The sequence below is a fragment of the Nocardia sp. NPDC051570 genome, assembly GCF_044454005.1.
Classification (GTDB): domain Bacteria; phylum Actinomycetota; class Actinomycetes; order Mycobacteriales; family Mycobacteriaceae; genus Nocardia.
Genome location: NZ_JBITDI010000003.1, coordinates 81,423 through 102,532, shown reverse-complemented (window position 1 = coordinate 102,532; position 21,110 = coordinate 81,423). Strand labels below are relative to the sequence as shown.

Here is a 21,110-nt window from a genome sequence, read left to right as displayed (position 1 = left end):
CGCTGGTCATGCTGCGGCGGCCTCCGTGATCGAGGCGTGGCTGATGCCGGGTCGGGGCGCGGACTTGATATACGGGTCGCCGCCGCTGGCCGGGCGGACGCGGTAGGCGAGGGTCTGATCCCCGCAGCGGGCCTTCCAGCCCATGCCGATCAGGTCGGCGATCTGGGTTCGAACTTCCATGTACTCCGCGTCGGCAGCATCACGGTTGGCCTGCACTTCCCACCAGCGGTCGGCGAGCACGGCTGGGGCGTCCACGATGATCGAGCGGTCGATATCAGGGTGCAGCTCGCGCAGAACGCTGTAGGTGGCGAGGTGGCCGTCCAGGTTGGGTGCGACATCGGTGAGGAAGTCGCTCCAGAATTGCTCGCCCTCAGCACGGAGGAACTCCCGGTCGTCACCTGACGGGCGGATGCGATAGGAGCGGGCATCGTTTCCTCCGAGCAGGGCGCGCAACACCATCGACTCGAGGCCCATCACATCGCAGTAGTGCGCGATCTGGCAGCGGTAATAGATGGGGATGAGATCCGATCCGTCGCGGCCCCACTTCTCCGAGAAGTCGGGACCGGGCGCTTTGATCTCCACGCCGTCCACCAGCTCGTCGCCGTTCCAGATCAGCAGATCCGGGTTCGCCAGCTGCCAGCGGCGCTGGTGGTGCCGGTAGGTGGCCCCGGTGCTCGCGCGCTGGCCGCGGTCGAGGTGGTTGGCCTGGTACTCGGCGGCGATGACCGGTTCGAGGAGCGTGCCCCACTTCATGGGTGCGGACTCCGGGACGGCCGACAGCAGGTCTTTCTTGCGGTGCCAGAGACCGAAGCGGCTTTCCCACGGGTTGAGACCGACGACGGCAGAGATTTCCGAGCCGCCTATTCCGTTCGCGCGGGCCGCGTGCCATTCGGGGCTGCCGGAGATGAATTCGCCGATCGTTTCAGCGTGCCCATTGACCAAAGGCGTCACAAGATCTCCCATTCACGGGTTTCTCGGACGCCCGAAGCATCACAAAATGGAGTTGTTTGGTGCGAGGTCTGCACGCCTGCCGGTCCGTCGCGCGCATCCCAGGGTTGACTACCCCAACCATCGCTGACCAGGGATTCAGCACGTCACCCCGCCTCGCCCGAATGACGTTACGCGAGCCTGCTCCGCCACACCAAGCAGTTGGACCATCGATCCTGTGCCTTCTAGCTCACAGTGGGCAAGTGACCGGAATAGACACGCGCGCAGGGTTTCACAGGTTTGTAAAGACCCTATTTCAGGTAGAGGTCAAGGCGTGGCATCGTTGCGCTCGGTGCGTTTGCATCGGCAACTAGACTGCTGCATTATGGGCAAGTGCAGGCGGAAACACAGGCGGCAATGAGCGATTCGTCAACAGATGACGCGTGGCTTGTTGAGGCAATGTACGCGGCGGGCATCGTTGACCCCCGCACAGGCAAGCCCTCCAGAGTCGAGTTGGCCAAACGCGCTGGTATCGCCCGCGGCACTGTCTACAACCTGCTGGGCGGCAAGGTCGGACACATCCTCGATCCGTCGATCCTGCTGCGGCTCGCGGCCGTGCTCGAAAAGCCGATCGGCGAGCTGATCGGTCACATCGAAGGGCAACAGGCCGAGCCGCTGTCGATGCGGGTCACCGCCGACATGCAGGAGATCGTCCTCCTCGCGCTCTTTCGCGGCCTGCGCACGCCCGAGGAGCAAACCGCCCTTGTCGAGGGCCTCTTCGCGGCGTACACGAACAGCGCAGACGACGAGGACTAGCCGACTACACATGTAGTGGTTCCACATCCGAACGGTCGCTGATACCGGCGCTGGAATCTGTCGACAATCTCACAGAATCTGGCCGTCTCGGCGAGTACGCGTCCCTTGAGGCGCACCAGATCGTCCAGCGTGAAGTCTTGGACGTTATCGATCGAGTCGCCGATGGTGAGTGTCAGAGTGAACTCGGGGCCTTCGCCCCACAGCTCGAGCGCGAGGCGCTCGCCGAGCCAGCTCATCTCGTCCGCCTCGATCATCCGCGCGCCCCCATCAGCGCCCACCTGCGGTTCGAACAACTCAATCCCCATCGTTCGTACGTACGTTCGAAAGCCTAACCAGATAGCTTAACCGGCGAGCAAGCTTCTGGCGATGATCCCGGCCGCCGTGTCGCTGCCGACCCATCCCGTACCGCATCGCCTCGTGCAGGCACTCCGGCCGCGAAGTTCGCCGTGAGCCTCATACCTTGCCCGATTCGTCCGGTTCCGCCCATGAAACAACCTTCCACCGCCACTGTCCAGCAAAAAGATCTCCTCCGAATCGCTTCTCGTGGCGGCCAACTCCCCCGAAGCCGCCGGGGTGACCTCTCGCAAACGAACGGACAGTTGCGTCCCAATCTCTCGAACAATCGCTGACACGATCATTCAGCGCCCGATCTACTGAGCCGGGCCGTGGCGAGATGGCCGGTGAGCCCGGCAAGGATGTAGAGCGCGATGCCGACTACCAGGATCGGCACCGACCATTCCGCGCGCACTGGCAGGAACGTGTCAGGGTCGGCGACGCTGGCGAAACGCAAGCCCGCCGACGTCAGTCCGCACAGGGCAGCCGCTCCCGTCGCGAGGAGCGAGACCCGCACCATGGGCGGCGGAAAGCTGTAGGCCAGGATGACGTTGGTGAATACCAGGGCGTGTGCGAGCCCGATGTTGATGTCGCTCACATATCCGTAGGCGGTGGCATAGCGGTCGTCGTCTGTCACGGTTCCCATGTAGGCGACGGTGCGGGCGCCGTCGGACGACAGCTGCCACAGCAGGATCATGGTTACCGCAACGGTCGCGAACACTCCGCGGATCGCGTCGTACACGCGGTCGCCCAGCTTCCACGTCCTCGCCACGAGGGTGCACATGTAACCGGCCGCAGCGGTTCTGATCAAGTCGTTGGTAACGGCCGAGGCGTTGGCCATATGGAGATACTTCGTCGCATCGAGAAGCCACGGGAGATGAGACCCACCGTGTCCGATGACGAACGCTGAAGTAAACAATGCGATGACAACCGTCAGTGGACGACTTTCCGGCCGCGTGCGCCACTGCGATGCTCGGGCTGCAACGACGGCGGTTGCGACCATCGCCAGCCCCAAAACTTCGTCGTCGAAACCTAATGGCTCCCGGTCGGCGAAACTCATACCATCCCTTTCCATAACTGGCTACGTCTGCTGGTCTTGTCTCCGGCGTGTTCGTGGTGTCCATGGTCCTGCGGTGCGACCAGGAGTCGGCGCATTACCTCTTCTGCCACTTGAGCATTGGTGGCGTCGCGCAATGCCTCTCCCGCCGGTACAGCGCGGTTCGACACGATGGGCATCGAAACTTCACGGGGGGCGAGTAGGCCAGCGGCAAGCATTCCTTCGATTGGACTAACTCCATAGGCGCGGGCTATTGCTACGACCGTGGACCAGGGCGGGGTGTCGTCATCAAGATGGCGGCCCAGCGTGGCGGGTGGCAGATCGACACTCGATGCCACCGACCGCACGCTTGCTCCATCCGAGATGACGCTAACCCACAACCTCAGTGGTGTTTGCTTCATGAAGCACATTCTGTCTCAATTGTGATACACCGGCAACCTCGGTTAACTGACCGTTCAACTACTGATCAGCTGTCCAGATGCTCCACCCGTTGGGTCGTCATCCAATGCGCGTGCGTTACACCCCACCTGCGGCGATGCCGCAACATGTCCCAGTCGACGAGGGATGGGTGCGCTGCGACTCCCTTGGAAACAACACGCAAGAAGGCGTGCGCCAGGCAGTAAGATCAGGCCCAGCTCCCGGAGCTGGCCGGTCACCAGGTCACGCACCTCTCGTTCCGTCCTGCGTCAACCCATTGGCAGGTTTCGGTGGGTGGTCAGGTTATGGCTGGGCGGAACCGCGCGATCAGGCCACCGGCGCGCGAACACGAAAGCCGACTAGCCTGTCGGACATGCTCGACGGATCTGCGGCCGCCATCCCTCCGTTGGAAGTTCTGCGCTGGAAGGAGGGCTACGCGCAGCATCTGGCCGGACCTGTCGCCGCCGAAATGTTCGCCGAGATCGGGGTCCGTGTCGATCAGGGTATAGAGTCCGGGCCCGCGGTGGAGTTGGACAGCCTTCGGCGAGCCCACAACTTCTGGATGTCCACCGACATGGTGACGATCATCGACACAGCACAGGCCACGATGCCCGACGACGACTTCGTCATCGCCGAAGCGCCCGCCCCACACGGGTTCCTGATCATGGAGCGGCCGGTGCGCCTGCGATGCAACCAACCCAGCTGCGAGCACCTGCACGTACTACAAGGATTCACCTGGCGTCCGGACACCCGCACTCTGCTCGGCCAGGTCGATGACGGGATCACGGTGTCCTGGCTCTCGCCGACCGAACCCGACCTGCCCGCCAGCGTTTTCGGGCCACTGGGCGGTTTCGGTGACCCGATCTTCATCGTGACCGGCCACCCCACCAGCTACCAAACCAGCCGTGACGCCGGTGTCCTGAACACCCAGTCGGAGGTGCTGAGCCGCTACGTCCGCGCCACCTGGTCGCTGATGGACGCACCGCTGGCCGACACCGCGCAGCCTGCCGTCCCGCGCCCGCTGCGGCGGCGGCTGGACAAGACCGGCATCCCTTCGACACTGCTGACAGTCGACCTGAAGTCCCAGCACCGGCCACCCAGCGACACCGCTGGCGTAGCACCGGACTGGACCCACCGGTGGATGGTCCGCGGGCACTGGCGCCACCTCAAACATCCGCGCTTCAAAAATCCGCGAGCCGTGTGGATCCCCGAATACATCAAAGGCCCGAATGACACACCCCTCGTCGTGAAGGACAAGGTAATCACCATCACAGAATAATGAGCGCCACGTGGCGATCCTGAGACTTCGACTCTGCCCGGTTAGTGGCACATCGCCACCGAGCCAATCTTGAATCGTTGCAACACCAGGCGACTACATCCCGAACCATTGAAGAAACCGCCTTTGCACCCCGTCGCTATCTAGACCGATACGCCAAGTCAGGAACACCACGCGGACCGCTATTCTTCGTCGGTCGAGACTGGTTTGGCGACATGCAGATGCGCTCGGCGACCGGTGGACAAGACATCGGGTAGGGGCGTGTCGAGCACGCTGTACACGGTATTGTTCGCACCAGTGACGTGAAGGAAGGTCTGCGTTGAGGCACCGTCACGGACTTCTTCTGCGGACCACGCGTGCGCGAATTGGCTGTTCGGAGCGCACGTTTGGAGGATCTGGCGGTAGCGAGGCTCGTCGAGATGCTGGCCATTCGCGAACTTGACTCGGCCCGCGATCTGCCGGACCTCGGCATGCCAGTCCACCACGATAGTGCGGGCACGGGGATCGGTCACAAGCCACTCTACGTAATTGTGGTGCTCCCAGATTCCGGGAAAAAGGTCGCAATAGCTGTCCGTCACATAGACGATGTCCCAGCAGTGAGACAGCATCGCCGCAGGCCAGGGGAGCAAGTTCAGACGATCACGTTCGGCGTCGGTGATGTAGAGCGGCGGCCGGGAGGGCTCATCACCGTACCCGGCGATGTTCATCAGGTGCCTGCGCTCGACCGGAGTCATCTCCAACTCATCGGCCAGCCTGTGAACCTCGCCCAAGGTCGGGTTGACCAAGCCGGTCTCGACACCGAGTATCCATTCCTCGTCGTAATCCCTCGCAGCCAACCGCCCTACCTCTCTCCCTAATCTCTTGGACATCTCACCTACACATGCGCGAAAGCCTATGTGCCCGGTCGGCTTGGCAGAGCGGGTATTTAGATTGACCTAAAGGCGGACCGTCAGTCTGGGTCAATGTTTCCGAGATGGATGCTCCGGGTTCTCTTCCGCGACACCAACGACAACACCCATGAATCCTAGGGCCTGTCTCCTAATGCACAAGACTCTGTCCGTCGTTGCGCACGGCGTGACCGATCGGCCCACGAAGGCGGCCTGAGCTGATTACTTGTGCGGCGCCCACACTGTGACCGCCAAGTCGAACCCTGTGCCATTCGCTCCGACTCTACGAACGACTCTCACCCATGCCACATTTCGATTGTGAGTAACCACGCAGTATGCAGTTCCCGGCGCGAAGGTATCGAAGGAAACAAGTCCTAGTGAGCCAACTTTGGCTGCATCAACACATTGCTCTGGTGTTGGCTTCATGGTGGACGATTCACCCCAGACGGCTCCATGATCTGGATTTACGCCGTAGCCATTTCCACATCCGCCTGTACCGGACAGATCGGTGTTTACAGTGTTGGCATCCTGGGCGGTGGCGGTTTCGAGGTTAATATTCCAGCTGGGGCAAATTTCACTCAGGGGCTTTACGTTGATTTCTTTGTCATTGAAGGCAAGGGTCCATGCAGCTGACGGCGGTGCTGTCGTTTCAACGGCGGGTTCACTCTTCAAGGTCGGGCCTGTGGCCGGAATTGCAGTCGCTGATACGGTTCCCGCAGGCGATGACGCGGATGGTGGATTTTTCTTGTCACCAAAGTTAACAGTGATAACTGCGACGACAACCGCACTGATCATGGCGATGATGGCGGCAACGACGGCGGGTTCACGCCACAGCGATTTGCGCTCGGCGGGTTCGGACTGACATGGCGATCCGGACGAATCTCCCTGCCGCTTGGACGAATCCTCCGGCGGCCGTAGTGAGGAGTCCGGCTGCGACATGTGCATCCTCTTCGGTGAGCGCGATCGTGAGCATCGGACCTAATTCTCACGGAAACGGTCGTGTGTCACAAGGTTTCTCGTGTCGGAGACTCTCGAATGTTTGCGCCTCTAGAGGCGGAGCAGGGCACGAAGGGCGCGATTATGGACCGCCACGGAAGGCAGGTCGCGCGGCGACAGTTCTCCAGAGATCGCGGGAAACCTGGTCCCACAATCCAGCGCGCGGGCGGAATCCGTATCCTCGAAGCCTGATCACGGACGCGTCTCGGAACGCGCGAGTCACATCCACCCATGAATGCTCGCACACGTGAACACGGCATGTGCGGCTTCAACGCAGGTGCGCCACAAGGGTGGTGTCTGAGTTATTGCTGCCCTTCAGTTCCGGGCCTGTCGCCGGCGATGGCGGTCATCAGTTGTCAGGACCTTCCTGCTATGCGTATTGTCGCTCCGAGCGACCCCGGCGTGCTAACGTCCGCGGGAGGTCCCGCGGCTGCAACGTGCCTCAGGAGGGGGAATCTCTGTGGGCGACATCCTTCAGGCCGATCTCGATATCCTGCATCGACTCGGGGGCACGCTCGCCAGCCACGCCGATGCCATCGGTCAGATCAAGGTTTCCGCCACTGCGGCGATGCCCAACTCACCTCTTCAGGATGCATCGGCACGCGCCACCGATGCTGTGCTGAAGGCGTACGGGCTGATCGGCAGAAATATCCGGCAGCTGTCGGACGCGACGAACTCGGCGGCCAAGACCTACGAAGAGGTCGACCAGCTATTCGCCGACCAACTGCACCGGTATACCAACGGTGAGCAGCCGCGATGACCACCATAAGCCATGTGCGCGAATGCAATCCGCAGTCGATGAGCGCCTACGCCGCTGATCTGGTCACGCAAAACGACACCTTCACCTCGCAAGTCCAGCAGATGAACTACGACGTCGGCGCCACCACGGACAGCTGGCAGGGCGACGCGGCGGCGGCGGCCTCCGCCCGTGGACTGGCCCAAGAGCTCGCGGGCAACCACCTCGGCGAAACAGTGGTCACACTCGCCGACCACTTCAACGCCTACGGTAGCGAACTCGACGGCTACCGGACGGCCTTGCTCAACATCGTCGACCACGATCTCCCCTTCGCGGGCATGAGTGTGGATGACAACGGCAACGTCACCGCACCGACGACACCGACCGACATGGGTACATCGAACTCTCCGATCGCGGTGATCCTGCTTCAGCAAGCACTGCAAGGCCACGCCTCTGGGTTCCAAGCCCGTATCAAGAGCTTGCTGGCACAGTTCGGCGACGCGGAAACCAAAGCGGCACAAGCAATTAGCGCAGATCTAGAGCTACTCGACGGGTATGCGAAGGCTCCTGACGGCGCGCCAGTCCGGTCTCAGATTCAAGACATCATCGACGGCAAAGCGCAGTTGCCGACCGACCCGAAGCAGTTACACGACTTGTGGGAGACGTTGACGCCCGCGGAGAAGGACGCGCTCTGGCAGCATGACCAATACCTCGGCAACCACGACGGACTGCCCGCAGTCGACCGCGACCACTACAACCGGATGAAGCTTCAAGACGAACTCACTCGAGCGCAGGCCGGTGACCCGTCGGTGAAGGACAAGCTTCATGACCTTCAGACCATCTCGCAATCCGTCGCTAAGCCCGACCGCTATTTGCTGATGCTCGACAGCCAGGCGGGTGCTCAACCCCATACGGCAGTGGCGGCCGGAAATCCCGACATAGCGAGCCATGTCGCCACATATGTGCCAGGGACTGGTTCCCAACCATCGAAGATGGGCAACGACATGGTTCGAGTGGACGCTATGAAGGCCCAAGCGTTGCAAAGCGGTGCGGAGCGACCATCGGTGATCGCGTGGTTCGGTTACGATTCCCCGCCAGAACTCGTAAATGCCACGCAACAGCACTATGCGGACGCCGCAGCACCAAACCTGGACCGTTTCCAAGACGGACTGCGAGCCTCCCATGAGGGTCAGCCTTCATACAACACAGTTGTGGGACACAGCTACGGCACCACGGTTGTGGGTGATGCTGCGGGACACGGCCATAGCCTCAACGCTGATGCCTCGGTGTTCGTGGCGAGCCCTGGCACTACTCTCGACGGCGCGGGCGACGCCAACCTGACCGGTGTACCGCATGAGGAAATGAGCAAGCACATCTTCGCAACCAGGGCCGAACACGACCCGGTTCCTGCGCTGTATCCCGACAGCCAGGTAGCGCGATACATCCCGGGACTCGATGACTTCAACCGAGATCCTACTGACCGCGATTTCGGGGCAACGGTGTTCGACTCGGACCCTGGGAAGTCCGGACCATGGTACGCGGATTGGTACAACGGCCAAGCGCACAGCCAATACTGGGATCTCGACAGTAAGTCACTCATCGGAATGGGCGAGATCATTGCGGGCCACGGCGACAAGGTGGGATGAAACCAAATGATACGTAAGCGGCGCGGAGTGACCTCAATGCTCGCGACCATCGGAATCGCGGTGATCGCGGTGGCTGGCCTCCTGGCCGGATGCGGAAAAGACTCACCCAATAAGGGAGGGAAAGTGGCCACAGACCTGACCGAAGCCGCCGCCCGAGACCACATCAACACCTTACTGGTGGACACGCTCAGGGCGCTTCAACCTGGAGTGAGCCTGTCGCGCAAGCCGGACAATCCCAACCTCGGCGCCTTCGGTGACGAGGCAGCAATCACCGTCCCCTGCGATGACAGCGACCTCCGCACCGACGGCCCGGTGCAACTCCAGATCCGCTACTGGCTCGTCGGAGTACCACTCGGGCAAAATACGCATTACTTCGACCTGATCCGCGATTACTGGACCAGTCAAGGATTTCGGCTCCACCCCGGTGCCGACTCACGCTCGACACCGGTAATTACCCCCGATGGCTACAGGTTGAACGTGCAGGATGCTGGCAAGGGTGACGGCTCTTTGAGCATCGGTGCAGGTTCTCCATGCTTCCCTCAATCAGGGAAGGGGACGACTACACCCCAACCGACCGAGATCAAACGCCCATCCTGACAACACCGCCAAACCTGTCAGCTGACTGAAGGATCATGAATGCTTCCCAGTCACAACGACTTCGAAGATCTGGGCGCGAAGGTGCAACGCGCCCACTACGCGATGCAAAAGATCCGCGGAGTCGGCGTCGCTAACGGCATTCGCGTCGTCGTGGATGCGGAAAACCGGTTGCTATCAGTGACTGTGGACGAAGAGAACGCCATCCTGGCTGCCTATCAAGCAGCGATCAAAGATAAGCAACCCAAGGTTGAGGAAGCTACGGGGGAACTGCGCGCCGATCCCCGTTTCGAAGCCATGTCCACATTCACGCAAGCGAACACGGCCCGGCAGGATGCCGAACGGGTTCGACGGCAACGAATGAGCGAGGAAGCCGAAGACCGTTTCTTCGAGGAACGCAACCGGCGCGGCTGGTTCGAACGCTGATCGCTTGTCTTCGTGATCTCCTGGAGCCAACGTCCCTCTTCCGGTGTCACGGCATACACGAACACTTCCGGTTGTCTGGCCATCAACACCACCGTCAAAGGAGGCATCGATGGCCACACACCGGCAATCAACCCGACCTCGCTCGACGCAGCAACCTGTCTGGACGAGGGACCTTATTCAGCCGCCTGTCTTCGTCATCGGCATTATACAACGGATTACAGGCGCGAAAACACCAGAATGCAGCTGAGCCTCATTCGGGGGCTCCAAGGTGGGGTTCCAAAGTTTACTACGGCGCCGCTAACGCCGCCGGATACTACCTAATTATATTCTCCTATTCCGGCGAAAAGGTCATCTTCAGGCAGCGAAGCGTTGGTTGTGTCAAAGACTCGTATGTGGTCGTCTGTTCCGAAAACTTCTGCCCACCGTTCTTGGGGCACTTTCGCAGCTGTCGAGTTCTTTATTTGGCTGGCGTGGGCGTAGACCGCTTCGCGCTTGTGGTTCAGCACCGGCAGTACTGCGATACTCGTGGTGATTTCTTGATCAATTTTATCGGTTGTCTGCCGCCATTCGGGATTGGGGTTGGGTCGAATGATTCCATTGTCGGCGAGAGCGCGACTAAGGCGTTGCCAATACGCGGTTCCGTGTGCCGTGTAGTACAACTTCTCAGGTATTTTCGTCTGTTCAACGGCCAGTGCTGTCGCCTTCGAAGCGTGGCGATGATCGGGATGACGCGTGCTGGTTGGCTCGTGGGTAAGAATGACTTGTGGTCGATACTTTTCCAGAAGTACGCCGAGATGTGCGGCGACGCGTTCCAGGGGAATGTTTCGGAATACAGTTGGCTGATGCGGGCGATCCCAGTCCACTGTTCCGGAATCGTGGTACCCAAGGAGTTCGAGGTCGCAGATAGATAAATGGTCGCATGCAAGTCGGAGTTCGGCAAGCCGGGTTGCGGCCATTGCCTTGACGTCGTGATCAACCGCCGGCCTGACCCCGTATGGCCGGTCACCGTATTCGCCATTTGTGCATGTAACTAGGACGGTGTGGACTCCACGTGACGCGTAGAGGGCCAGTGTCCCCCCAGCGGTGGTGGATTCATCATCAGGATGAGCTAAGACTGCCATCAATGTCCTGCGGGCCATGGGTATGATGCGCCTTCCTATCTTGTAGCTCATGAGCTACTCTGTAAGCGAGGTAGAAAAATCCTACCCGAAGGGTGTTATGCAAAACAATGGCTGGCAATGATACCTCCGGCTTCTCGCGGACTTGGCTCGCTACCGTGTTGCGGGAATTGCTGGAGGAAAGGTACGGCCCTGGCCAGGTTCCTGGAGTGCTGCGCTTATCCAGAGATATCGGCGAAGTCAACGACGGCAAGACGGTTTCGCATGCTCAGTTGCATAATATTCTGACCGGTAAAACTGAAAATATATCGGAGAACACAAAAGGTGTTCTGGGTAGCTTCTTCGGTAAGCGGCCGTCTTATTTTTCTCCGCCGCCGGATCGTGGAAGGTGGAACACAGATTCGATTCATGCCCTGGCGGCCCGTATCGCGAAACTCGACGCAGCTCAGATTGCTGCGATCAAGCACGTAATCGACCTTGTCGAGGGAGACGACATCCCAGAGTCCCGCGAGGACATCCCATGACCCAACTCGTTGCCCTCCTGCCATTTTGGAAGTTAAGATGATCCGACGTTGCCCAGGGCAGGGAGGGACCGAGCCAATCATGCGGCTGTGGCGGATAGACGATGTTGTGGCTCCACTGATCGATCAGCTCCCGTTGACTCCGCGGCCGCAAAGCGTTCAGGAGTTGTGTCGCCGTGTAGCTGCACAACGGGGAAGGCCACTGCTTGTGCACGAAGTGGATATACCGGCATTGCCGTTCGGTCTATGGTACTACGACGGCAAAAGGGACCATATTCTGTATCGTACAGGCTGTGAAGGATATCATCGCGATCACATAATTCTGCACGAAATGTGTCACATGTTGGCAGGGCACAATCACTATCATTCTTCGCGTGCGAATGGGTACGCCGCGGATGAGGACTTCGTGCTAAAAGTAATTGAGCATGCGGCAGAGAATCCCGGCTCTGATCTTCAAGAAGAAGTTTCCGAGACTTTCGCCGCTAGAGTGCTCAATCGCCTCAGGCATACTCCGGGTAGTGCGCCAAGTGAGTTCGAGCTGAGGGCAGCTAACATGTTCGGGGCCGTCAATGTTCGTTGATATCACTCGTGAAGTGATCTTCACATTGGTATGGGTCGTCCTTATTGTACGAACCCCGGCTATGATACGCAATACGGGCCAACGTCCCTTATGGATAGTTTTGGTGGTTATCGCAATCGGGTCTATTGCTATTCAATCATGGTTTGCAACGGCGGTGAATGCGGCGACCGGCATTGCCAAGCTTAATAATCTCCTTATGGGAGTGATCGCAGTTGTGGACATCGCGGTACTGCTGGAGTTCGTGATCCACATGGCCGCGTCGAATGGTTCAAGCAAGTGGAAACAACGCATCTCTCGAATTGCTGTAGCATGTCTTTCCGGCGCTGGGATGTCAGCATCTTTCGCCATGACACCAGCCGCAGATAGATTTCGACCGCTACCTGGACTGGGGCCATTTGCCGTATATGTGATCGTGGTAGGTTTCTATGTGGTTTCTGCCTCGATCGCCATAATCTGGATATTGTGGCGGCATCTGCGCTATGTGCAGGGAAGAACGCTCTATGCTGCGCTCGCTGTAATTATGGTTGGAAGCGCAGCTGAGATTCCTTTCATGATCATTCGCACCGCCCAGCGCTGGGAGCCTTTCGCCACACCGGCGGTGATGAAGGCTGCGTTCATCATGAGTACCACCCGGTTCGTGCTCGTGCCTGTGGGATGCATCTTGGTCGTCGTGGGACCGATTGTCGAGAACATGGCCTATGCCTACCGCTATGCCCGCTTGTATCCGATGTGGCGTCTGCTGCGAGACGCCACACCCGACCTGGCCCTCATATCGGTCGACAGCGAGCGCTTCACGTTACTCGTCGCGGGCAATCGCTGGGAACAGTTGCACCGCCGTGTAGTAGAGATACGCGACAGCATCTTCTATTTGTTGGACCGCTGGGCATGGCCGGAATTGTTAGAGGAAGCCAACACGTGCGCCCAGGGCGAGCCGAATCTAAAAAGACAGAGGCTGACAGCGATTGCATGCTGGCTGGAAGTAACTCGACGCAAAGCCCTGGCCGGGGAAGCAACGCTAGATGATCGGGTAGAGCGAAATCTGCTCCCCGAAATTGTCGCTACACGGTCGACTCTACGTAAAGAGACGCGGTATCTACTCACACTTCACCGCAGGCTGCAGTCGCGAATAGTGCGCGACTTTGCCGACAGCATGGATCACACGCACTCGCACCGTTGAGCCTTGCGTACGCATGTTGAGTAGGGGTACGCATAGGGGTATGGCATCAACTCGATATCTAATATCGCTTGACGGTTGATAGCCTGCCCAGTATGTTGACATTGCAAATAGCCCGACTCGCGCTCACGGAAACAGCTCGCCGCAGTACAGACTGATGCATTCCAGCCGAAATGAAGGGAATGCAAAAGAATTTGAGGATCCAGGCATGGCCGTAAAAGTCGACTCGCTAGCCGCTTGTTTTGCTCGGCGCGGGCAGTTGACCTCTCGATTTTCGCGAGAGGAAAACAATTTGTATAGCTAAGGAACTATCGGCAATGGTCGGTATGGACCGACTATCACTGCCTACCTATTGCATTAACGCACTTTCATAGTCGCGAATCAGACTTTAGGGGAACAAAAGTGGTTAACGGGTCCAAGGGGGGTTGGACATCAGATGCTACTAAATCTCTTCTCGTCGGGGATTCATTTGAATCGGAGAAGATCAGTAGCGTGACCGAGGTACCGATAGGAGCGATTGTCGGCGATCTTTCTCCGAGAGTGTCCGGAGAGAATACTGCGCACACGCGACTTCTGGCCGAGTTGGGAGAGGTACTCCCACCGATCCTTGTGCACAAGCCCTCGATGCACGTGATCGACGGGGTCCATAGATTGAAGGCGGTCATCTCCCGAGGTGAGGAGACGGTCAGGGTTCAGTACTTTGACGGTACGAATGAAGATGCTTTCCTCCTCTCTGTTCAGCTGAACACCGGACATGGTTTGCCACTATCGCTCGGCGATCGTCGGGCAGCCGCCAGGCGGATACTAATGTTCCACCCGGAGTGGTCCGACAGGAGGATCGGTCAGATTGCGGGACTGGACCACAAGACTGTCGGGGCGATTCGGCGGAACTCAGATGGGGAACTTCCCCAGTTGACCTCGCGAGAGGGACGGGACGGCCGCGTACGGCGATCGAAGCCGCAGGTTCCGGGACGAAACGCCGAGACCGATGGGCAACCGAAAGTCAATCTGCCTGCGGTAATCCCCCGCCTTACCTCTATCAATGGGGATGCAACAGAATCAGCAGATACTGCAATTGACCGGCCACGGCCTGGAGGGGAGGCCGGCCTGCTGCATGGAGGATGCGACCGAAGAGTGGGATTCGATAGGGAGTTCAGTCTCAAACGCTTGCGGGCCGATCCATCACTTCGCTTCAATGATTCTGGGCGAGCACTGATTCGTTGGTTGGAAGCAAGTCCTCGCACTGCAGAGGAATCTATTGCAATTGCCGATCGCGCCCCGTCGCATTGCCTGGATCTGCTTATGTCGATCGCAAACCAGAACCTGGAAAACTGGAGCAGAATTTCCGATAGATTGAGTCAGCGAAAGCGATCGCATCAGCAAGCTGAGCTAGGAGAGTGAACTCCTGAACCTACACCGTGTCATCACGGGCGTGGTGAGGCGTGCTCGGTGGGCTTCGGCATGGAATTGTTTCTAATAGCCCGAGCTGAAGATAGAAGCGCGGGGGCGTAATGGGGCGGGTGCTAGTCGTCTGTGGTAAGGATGGCTAAGTGTCGCTGTTTCGGCGCGGGCTGGAGGATTCCTATGTGTACTAACATGCGAGTGCCGTTTGGTCGCTTGCTGATGCTAAGAGATAAGGAATATGATGGGTAGGAACAGCGCATTCAACCGTCAGCTCGGTTTGCGTGACATTGTGACGGCATACGGATCAGACGCCATAATTGCCCGTATCAATGCGCTCAAGAATACCGGGCATTACTACGCTGCGAGTGCAATACAGCAAGAACTAAAGAAACAAAGCCTACTAGAGCCGGATCGGACATCTCCATCCGTTCGCCCCGCAGTTAAAAAGAGCAATTAATCAAAGCCGACCTGTCGCTTGCCTCGAAACCGCTTCGAAGGTCAAACCGCTCCACCAACCTTCCAGGTCGGCAGGCCTCGGGCCGTTTCAATATCATCATCATGTCACGATGCCTGATATGGGTGAACAGGTCGGCAAACATCGCGTTCAGGAACAACCGGCCTCGTTGTGTCAGCACGGCGTAGATCGAATCCTCCACCACCCAGCTCGTGCAAAACTCCACCGTCGATCGCAGCACGTCGCGACTGGGAATACGCCTCAACGCAGTCAGAGCGCTCTTCTGACTGGGCTGGTCACTGTACGAAACGCTCCTAGGGAAGTCCGCAGTCGCGGTCGAGGGTTTCGCCTGTCGGCTAGGTCATCGGCCGCGATGGATACTCCTCTCGCAAAGGAAGTTCTTTGCTTCAAGATGTTCCGAACTTTCGAGTTTGATTCAAGGAGCGACATAATGCGTCTGACCACAGCCGGATTCGTTGACCATCGTGCACAGTCCAGATTGGACGTCCCTTCAGCTATGGACGCTGGAAGCTGGCGGGTTCTGGTGCCAGGAGTGAGCTGTTCAACCAGTTGCTGCTGCTGCAGCGCTTCCACCTTCTCTGCCTGACAACCGAATTCCATCGTGGTGCCGAATCATCGATTCGGCACCACGATGGCGCGGTTCAGTGCCGTCCACGCGCCGCTGAGATCGTACCCGCATGCCAGGATCGGTGATATTGGTATGGGGGATCTCTTTTCAGATCATCGCGATGTTCTCATTGGAATAGATGGAGGATCAAATTCAATGGATCGAAAAGTAGTACGACTGTTTCCAAAGCTGCTTACGGTCGTCGTGGGCAGCTTGGCCGCGCTTACGATCGGAGCTCCGCTGGCCATGGCCGCTCCGGCGGTCACCGCAACCCCATCAACGGGCCTGTCGGACGGCGACGTTGTTGCAGTGACTGCCAGCGGCTTTCCGGCAAGTACCGGTGTTTTCGCCGCTCTCTGCGCCATGGTGGATAACGAAACGTTGTGCGATCAAAAAGCAGGGGTTATTACTCAGGCAGACGGTAACGGAAATGTCTCTACTTCTCTTACCGTTCACGCTGCGTTCACCGGCTACGATAAGAGCAATCAACCCAAGGTGAACGTGGATTGCAAGTTCGTATCCGGCGGCTGCTACGTCGGCGTCGTCGACAAGGGTTTCACGAGTGTCGGGGAGGCTCCCATCTCGTTCCGATAACCGCGCACTAGGGAAGTCCGCAGTCGCGGTCGAGGGTTTCGCCTGTCGGCTAGGTCATCGGCCGCGATGGATACTCCTCTCGCAAAGGAAGTTCTTTGCTTCAAGATGTTCCGAACTTTCGAGTTTGATTCAAGGAGCGACATAATGCGTCTGACCACAGCCGGATTCGTTGACCATCGTGCACAGTCCAGATTGGACGTCCCTTCAGCTATGGACGCTGGAAGCTGGCGGGTTCTGGTGCCAGGAGTATGCTGTTCAACCAGTTGCTGCTGCTGCAGCGCTTCCACCTTCTCTGCCTGACAACCGAATTCCATCGTGGTGCCGAATCATCGATTCGGCACCATCGGTGGCGCGGTTCGGCACTCAGCGTCGTTCCGTGGTTCGTATTTCTTGGCCCTGTATCCCAGAAAGTAGATAGCCATGCCTTTCGAAGCAAAACTCGCGATCGTTGTTATGCCGGCCGGTAGGGATGACTGCGAGAAGACCGCTCGGTTCTATTCACATATGTTCGACATCGAGTTCAGTCGCACCTGGACCGACATCGTGAGGGTTTTCTATGCACCGATCTCGATCGATGCGACCATGTTTTCCGTCGAATACCGAAAGACCGAGGCATGGGAAGCTGCTGGTCAGCAGCCGTTTGTTGTCATAGCTGTGGACGATCTAGATACTGCTATGAGAGAGCTGTGCGAGCTCGGTGGCGAAGAAGTTGGGGAACGGTTCGAGCTGCCAATATATGAAGAGAAGTTCAGCGAATACGAGGATTTTCTGACGAGCCACGGAATGCATCCTGGCGCTATAACCCCTAGCGTCGGGACGATGGCTCGGCTCCGGGACCCGTCAGGGAACATCGTCAATCTGATGCAACCTGACCCGCATTCGCAGTACGCCTTCCGGACCGGCCTGTACAAGATCGGCATCAGCCATGCCCAATGGCTGAAATGGCAGAACGAGCTCGCGCTCACGAAGTCGCTCCAAACCCTCACCGATGACATTCAGGCCGATCGGACGTCCGATCAGACCGCAGCGCCGAAGAACTGAAGGGCCGCTTGCCGTGAAGGACCCAATGGATGACCGGCCACCACCGTCACTGGTCAGGGACGCGGTCTTCGAAAATAGCTTCAGCGCCACATACCGCTCGGTTAGGTCTACCGCCTTTCGACCTTTCGCCCTACGACACCGGTCGGGTGATCATCGAGATAGCACGGGGATCGCCGAAGAATTCCTGATCAACAGTAGGGTGCGCTTCGACGATCGAGAGTTGCATCAGTCACAGCAGGGCTTCTTCACTGACGCTGCTGGCGTGATGGCAACGCTGAACGGCGAGGACGTTGACGTCGAGAATGCTGTCGACCTTCCGGGCGGATTCAATCTCGGACTATCGACTGGCGAGGCCATGCTGCGCAGACGAAGCGTACAACGCTACAGCGGCGAGCCGATCGATCTTTCCGCCGTGGCGACGATCGTGCGCGCGGGTGGTGGAATCAGCGCGAAAGGCCAGGTACAACATCTGCGCGGCGGAACTACTTGGTCACACATGCGGTTCACACCGTCTGGCGGCGGCCTCCACGCCACCGAATTGTACGTCGCGGCACTGAACGTCCGCGGACTGGACCGCGGGATGTACCGGTACGACCCACTTACCGATCGACTCCTGGAGGTCGCTTCGGTCGATATGGTCAGTGCGTTCATGAATTCGTTCGCTACCGGCGACAATATCGTCACAATAGACTACGACAAGGCGTCCGCCGTGCTTGTATTCATCGGCCGGCCTTGGCGGCTGATGCGTAAGTACGGTGCACGCGGCGTTCGCCACCTGTTCATCGAGGCCGGTCAGATCTCACAGAACGCTCATCTCGCTGCTACGGCATTGGGTGTCGGCAGTATCGACTGCTCGTCGGTATACGACGACGAGGCTCACCTGGCGTTGGAGATCGACGGCATTTATACGATGCTTGTCCACACGATGGTGCTGGGCGATCCGGCATAGCTCGAATCCCGTTCTACCGACCAGTTCTTCGTGCAGACAGGACGAAATGTCCGAGTCTCATTTATCGCTTGGAAGGCATGTGTTGTGGTTGCGAAAAATCCACGGCTGATATCCCAATATTCGGTCGTCCCACACAGCAGTGACTCCGTGGAACTCCGTTATGGCGTCTGGAATCCAGTATCAATAACGTTGACCGATGACGCGAGCAGCGGAACCCTCTCCCGCGTTCTGTTACGACTGGATGGCACACGAACCGCCGCAGAGATTGCTAAAGAACTCGATATGCGTCGCGTCGATGTCGAGGCCGTGCTTGATCAGTTGCGTGTGAACGGCGTTCTCGATGAATCGGGATCGCGCTCGGCTCTCCAGCACTACGTCGACTTGGCCACACCTGCTTTACGGACCAGCCAAGCCAGTAAGCACCGCGCGCGCGACGTACTTCTGCTCGGATCCGATGAGCTTGTCGACGTTGTGGAGGGACATCTGACTGAACAACTCGAGGTCCGAGTCCGTCGTTGTGCAGACGACGATCCGGCGTGGACTGCTTTGACAAGTAACGATCCGGGATGGACCTCGGATGGAATTGCGACCGCGGAGATGCTCGATGTCTTCGCCGGGTGGCGAGATTACTTCATCGTACTTGCCACGACCGTGCCCGATCCGATCTCTGCCAAAGTGCTGAACCGGGTGGCGATCGAATTAGGTATCCCGTGGCTGTACGGCACTCTCGACGGTCCGTTGGTCACCGCTGGTCCAATGTTCCTTCCGCCGAGCACTAGCTGTTACGAGTGTTTCGAGACCCGGGTCACGATGAACCTTCGCGACAGTGACAGCTATCTACGTTACAAGCGCGCGCTGGTAGAGAACCGTGTACGGCACGGGAAGATTCCACTGGAGCCTGCTCTTATCGGCCTGCTTGCCTCACATCTGGCGATGGAGGTGATCAACTACGCAGCAACCGGCAGTGGTTTCACGAATCAGAAGGCATTGTGCATCTATCTGCCAACAATGGAGATCGCCTTCAACGAAGTATTGCGCTTACCGGGTTGCCCGTCATGCGGATCGGTCCTGGAGCGAGATGAGCGGGAGCTTTTCTTCGATGTTCGAGCACTGGTGCCGGACGCCGTACGGACCGCAAGGGGATAGTTCAATGCAATTGCGACAACGTGCTATGTCGCCGAGGCCGGCGACCCAGCGTCTGCTCGAGAGAATGTTCGCGCCGCTGTGTGGACTGGATGTCCAGATCTCGTCACTTCTTCCCGGGCGTTACGGACCGCGAGTAATCGTCTCCGGTGCCGATCTGACTGGTGTACACCTGCTCCAGAAACAGCAGCGCCCCCGCGGTGTATCGCCGTATCACATTGGCGGTGCCGGGCTCTTCCCTGACGAAGCGCTCATCCGATCGCTGGGTGAGACAGTAGAGCGATATTGTCAGCTGCTCGCCGAAGTGACCCGCGGCGAGGAGGTCCGGGTGTGCACACATGAGGAGCTGGAGTCCGGAGAAGGTCGTCTCATCGATGACCGGGCGCTGCACTTCTTTACGAAGGAACAGTTCGACAACGACGCGTTCATATTCCAGCCGTATGCATCGGACAAGCCGCTGGGCTGGATTCAGGCGCCGTCACTGATCGACGGAAAGCAGGTGTGGGTGCCTGCGCAGTCGATCTTGCTCGGCTACGCGGCGAAATGCGATCGCGGCGAGCCGCGTATTATTGCAGGCGTTACAACCGGAGGGGCAGCACACACCGTTCCCGAACTTGCGCTGCGGAATGCTCTTCTCGAGGCGATACAGCTGGATGCAGCTATGGGGCATTGGTGTGCGTCGGGGCGTTCGCATCGGATCGAATTTGATCAGCGAACAGAGCCCGTCGCCAGGGTGCTGAGGCGGAGCCTGCCGCCGAACGGTCCCGTGGCCACGTTCTACTGGTTACCGAGTGCCGACTTGCCGGGTCACACCGTCGTGTGTGTGCTCGGGGAACGAAAGGGGTACACGCCGTCGTCGTCGGTCGGTATCGGCTGCGAGCTTCGACTCAATCGGTCGATGTACAAGGCATATATCGAGGCTGCCGGTGTTTTCGGATTGGGTAAGGTGACGTTGCTGGAGTCGGCGACCGACGAGTCGTCCGATCGATGGGTAGATGCCGAGATCGATCCGAGCAACATATTCGATCTCGATGCGAACGTGGCCTACTACGCGCTGCCCGAGACCAAGGATGCGCTGATGGCGAGATACGAGAGTGGATCGCCGATGGCGGCGAGCGACCTACCTCCTGACATCACGGTCGATCCGAGCACCGAAATCAGAATTCTCGTGGATGCATTCGACTCGACTGGCAAAGAGCTGGTCGCGCTCGACCTTTCAACCGTCGACTGTATCCAACTCGGGTTGCGCGTGATTCGAGTATGGTCTCCGGAGCTATTGCCGCTGACGATGCCGAGCGCGCCCATGCTGGCGCATCCACGTCTGGGTGACTACGGGTCCGGGCGCGACAGCCAGCCGCACCCGTACGCATAGCGGAGAGCGTCAGTTACCACG

General features: G+C 58.9%; 20 protein-coding genes. 14 read left to right on the top strand and 6 right to left on the bottom strand.

The window, feature by feature from the left end; genetic code table 11:
• Positions 1 to 6: 6 nt before the first annotated feature.
• Complete coding sequence (locus ACIA76_RS07465) at positions 7 to 963, bottom strand: YqaJ viral recombinase family protein (RefSeq protein ID WP_397149626.1); 957 nt, start codon at positions 961 to 963, stop codon at positions 7 to 9.
• Between the two features lie 357 nt (positions 964 to 1,320).
• On the opposite strand from ACIA76_RS07465, the gene ACIA76_RS07460 reads away from it, so the two are divergent.
• A complete protein-coding gene (locus ACIA76_RS07460; protein WP_397149624.1) occupies positions 1,321 to 1,743 on the top strand; it encodes a helix-turn-helix domain-containing protein in 423 nt (140 codons plus the stop codon).
• Here the strand turns inward: ACIA76_RS07460 and ACIA76_RS07455 are convergent.
• Positions 1,740 to 2,048, bottom strand: a complete 309-nt coding sequence (locus tag ACIA76_RS07455; protein WP_397149622.1) for a hypothetical protein — start codon at positions 2,046 to 2,048, stop codon at positions 1,740 to 1,742. The genes ACIA76_RS07460 and ACIA76_RS07455 overlap by 4 nt on opposite strands.
• Before the next feature lie 329 nt (positions 2,049 to 2,377).
• Entirely contained in the window at positions 2,378 to 3,136 is a 759-nt protein-coding gene (locus ACIA76_RS07450) for a hypothetical protein (protein WP_397149620.1), read from the bottom strand.
• A gap of 787 nt (positions 3,137 to 3,923) precedes the next feature.
• On the opposite strand from ACIA76_RS07450, the gene ACIA76_RS07445 reads away from it, so the two are divergent.
• Positions 3,924 to 4,829 (top strand): hypothetical protein, encoded by a 906-nt coding sequence (locus tag ACIA76_RS07445; protein WP_397149618.1) that lies wholly within the window; start codon positions 3,924 to 3,926, stop codon positions 4,827 to 4,829.
• 179 nt (positions 4,830 to 5,008) lie between these two features.
• On the opposite strand, the gene ACIA76_RS07440 is transcribed toward ACIA76_RS07445, so the two are convergent.
• Complete coding sequence (locus ACIA76_RS07440) at positions 5,009 to 5,662, bottom strand: hypothetical protein (RefSeq protein WP_397149616.1); 654 nt, start codon at positions 5,660 to 5,662, stop codon at positions 5,009 to 5,011.
• A gap of 273 nt (positions 5,663 to 5,935) precedes the next feature.
• Positions 5,936 to 6,652 (bottom strand): hypothetical protein, encoded by a 717-nt coding sequence (locus tag ACIA76_RS07435; RefSeq protein WP_397149614.1) that lies wholly within the window; start codon positions 6,650 to 6,652, stop codon positions 5,936 to 5,938.
• Positions 6,653 to 7,169: 517 nt separating this feature from the next.
• Between ACIA76_RS07435 and ACIA76_RS07430 the strand changes: the two genes are divergently transcribed.
• The 4 genes from ACIA76_RS07430 to ACIA76_RS07415 are packed head-to-tail and all read left to right on the top strand — an operon-like array spanning position 7,170 to position 10,111.
• Positions 7,170 to 7,469, top strand: coding sequence for a hypothetical protein (locus ACIA76_RS07430; RefSeq protein WP_397149612.1), 300 nt, complete (start codon positions 7,170 to 7,172; stop codon positions 7,467 to 7,469).
• Positions 7,466 to 9,091: an alpha/beta hydrolase gene (locus tag ACIA76_RS07425; RefSeq protein ID WP_397149610.1), complete on the top strand. Its 1,626-nt coding sequence runs from the start codon at positions 7,466 to 7,468 to the stop codon at positions 9,089 to 9,091. The genes ACIA76_RS07430 and ACIA76_RS07425 overlap by 4 nt, the downstream gene beginning before the upstream one ends.
• Positions 9,092 to 9,127: 36 nt before the next feature.
• Entirely contained in the window at positions 9,128 to 9,688 is a 561-nt protein-coding gene (locus ACIA76_RS07420; protein ID WP_397149608.1) for a hypothetical protein, read from the top strand.
• 39 nt (positions 9,689 to 9,727) lie between these two features.
• A complete protein-coding gene (locus tag ACIA76_RS07415) occupies positions 9,728 to 10,111 on the top strand; it encodes a hypothetical protein (RefSeq protein WP_397149606.1) in 384 nt (127 codons plus the stop codon).
• A gap of 317 nt (positions 10,112 to 10,428) precedes the next feature.
• On the opposite strand, the gene ACIA76_RS07410 is transcribed toward ACIA76_RS07415, so the two are convergent.
• Positions 10,429 to 11,283 (bottom strand): PIG-L family deacetylase, encoded by an 855-nt coding sequence (locus tag ACIA76_RS07410; RefSeq protein ID WP_397149604.1) that lies wholly within the window; start codon positions 11,281 to 11,283, stop codon positions 10,429 to 10,431.
• Between the two features lie 56 nt (positions 11,284 to 11,339).
• On the opposite strand from ACIA76_RS07410, the gene ACIA76_RS07405 reads away from it, so the two are divergent.
• The 8 genes from ACIA76_RS07405 to ACIA76_RS07370 all read left to right on the top strand — a co-directional run bounded on the left by ACIA76_RS07405 (position 11,340) and on the right by ACIA76_RS07370 (position 21,089).
• Complete coding sequence (locus ACIA76_RS07405; protein ID WP_397149602.1) at positions 11,340 to 11,753, top strand: hypothetical protein; 414 nt, start codon at positions 11,340 to 11,342, stop codon at positions 11,751 to 11,753.
• Positions 11,754 to 12,319: 566 nt separating this feature from the next.
• The gene (locus ACIA76_RS07400) at positions 12,320 to 13,507 is read left to right on the top strand and encodes an MAB_1171c family putative transporter (protein ID WP_397149600.1); all 1,188 of its coding nucleotides are present in this window, start codon (positions 12,320 to 12,322) and stop codon (positions 13,505 to 13,507) included.
• 399 nt (positions 13,508 to 13,906) lie between these two features.
• Positions 13,907 to 14,905 (top strand): ParB/RepB/Spo0J family partition protein, encoded by a 999-nt coding sequence (locus ACIA76_RS07395; protein WP_397149598.1) that lies wholly within the window; start codon positions 13,907 to 13,909, stop codon positions 14,903 to 14,905.
• Positions 14,906 to 15,984: 1,079 nt separating this feature from the next.
• The gene (locus ACIA76_RS07390) at positions 15,985 to 16,584 is read left to right on the top strand and encodes an enediyne antibiotic chromoprotein (RefSeq protein WP_397149596.1); all 600 of its coding nucleotides are present in this window, start codon (positions 15,985 to 15,987) and stop codon (positions 16,582 to 16,584) included.
• Between the two features lie 504 nt (positions 16,585 to 17,088).
• Complete coding sequence (locus ACIA76_RS07385) at positions 17,089 to 17,625, top strand: VOC family protein (RefSeq protein ID WP_397149594.1); 537 nt, start codon at positions 17,089 to 17,091, stop codon at positions 17,623 to 17,625.
• Positions 17,626 to 17,824: 199 nt separating this feature from the next.
• Positions 17,825 to 18,574, top strand: a complete 750-nt coding sequence (locus tag ACIA76_RS07380) for a SagB/ThcOx family dehydrogenase (protein WP_397149592.1) — start codon at positions 17,825 to 17,827, stop codon at positions 18,572 to 18,574.
• A 189-nt stretch (positions 18,575 to 18,763) separates the two neighbouring features.
• A complete protein-coding gene (locus ACIA76_RS07375; protein WP_397149590.1) occupies positions 18,764 to 19,720 on the top strand; it encodes a TOMM precursor leader peptide-binding protein in 957 nt (318 codons plus the stop codon).
• Positions 19,721 to 19,784: 64 nt separating this feature from the next.
• Entirely contained in the window at positions 19,785 to 21,089 is a 1,305-nt protein-coding gene (locus tag ACIA76_RS07370; protein WP_397149588.1) for a YcaO-like family protein, read from the top strand.
• The last annotated feature ends 21 nt before the right edge of the window (positions 21,090 to 21,110 follow it).

Coding starts and splice junctions, on each gene's coding strand:
- ACIA76_RS07465 (WP_397149626.1), bottom strand. CDS start 963: ATGGGAGATCTTGTGACGCCTTTGGTCAATGGGCACGCTGAAACGATC.
- ACIA76_RS07455 (WP_397149622.1), bottom strand. CDS start 2,048: ATGGGGATTGAGTTGTTCGAACCGCAGGTGGGCGCTGATGGGGGCGCG.
- ACIA76_RS07450 (WP_397149620.1), bottom strand. CDS start 3,136: ATGAGTTTCGCCGACCGGGAGCCATTAGGTTTCGACGACGAAGTTTTG.
- ACIA76_RS07445 (WP_397149618.1), top strand. CDS start 3,924: ATGCTCGACGGATCTGCGGCCGCCATCCCTCCGTTGGAAGTTCTGCGC.
- ACIA76_RS07435 (WP_397149614.1), bottom strand. CDS start 6,652: ATGTCGCAGCCGGACTCCTCACTACGGCCGCCGGAGGATTCGTCCAAG.
- ACIA76_RS07425 (WP_397149610.1), top strand. CDS start 7,466: ATGACCACCATAAGCCATGTGCGCGAATGCAATCCGCAGTCGATGAGC.
- ACIA76_RS07420 (WP_397149608.1), top strand. CDS start 9,128: ATGCTCGCGACCATCGGAATCGCGGTGATCGCGGTGGCTGGCCTCCTG.
- ACIA76_RS07415 (WP_397149606.1), top strand. CDS start 9,728: ATGCTTCCCAGTCACAACGACTTCGAAGATCTGGGCGCGAAGGTGCAA.
- ACIA76_RS07410 (WP_397149604.1), bottom strand. CDS start 11,283: ATGAGCTACAAGATAGGAAGGCGCATCATACCCATGGCCCGCAGGACA.
- ACIA76_RS07405 (WP_397149602.1), top strand. CDS start 11,340: ATGGCTGGCAATGATACCTCCGGCTTCTCGCGGACTTGGCTCGCTACC.
- ACIA76_RS07400 (WP_397149600.1), top strand. CDS start 12,320: ATGTTCGTTGATATCACTCGTGAAGTGATCTTCACATTGGTATGGGTC.
- ACIA76_RS07385 (WP_397149594.1), top strand. CDS start 17,089: ATGTTCGACATCGAGTTCAGTCGCACCTGGACCGACATCGTGAGGGTT.
- ACIA76_RS07370 (WP_397149588.1), top strand. CDS start 19,785: ATGTTCGCGCCGCTGTGTGGACTGGATGTCCAGATCTCGTCACTTCTT.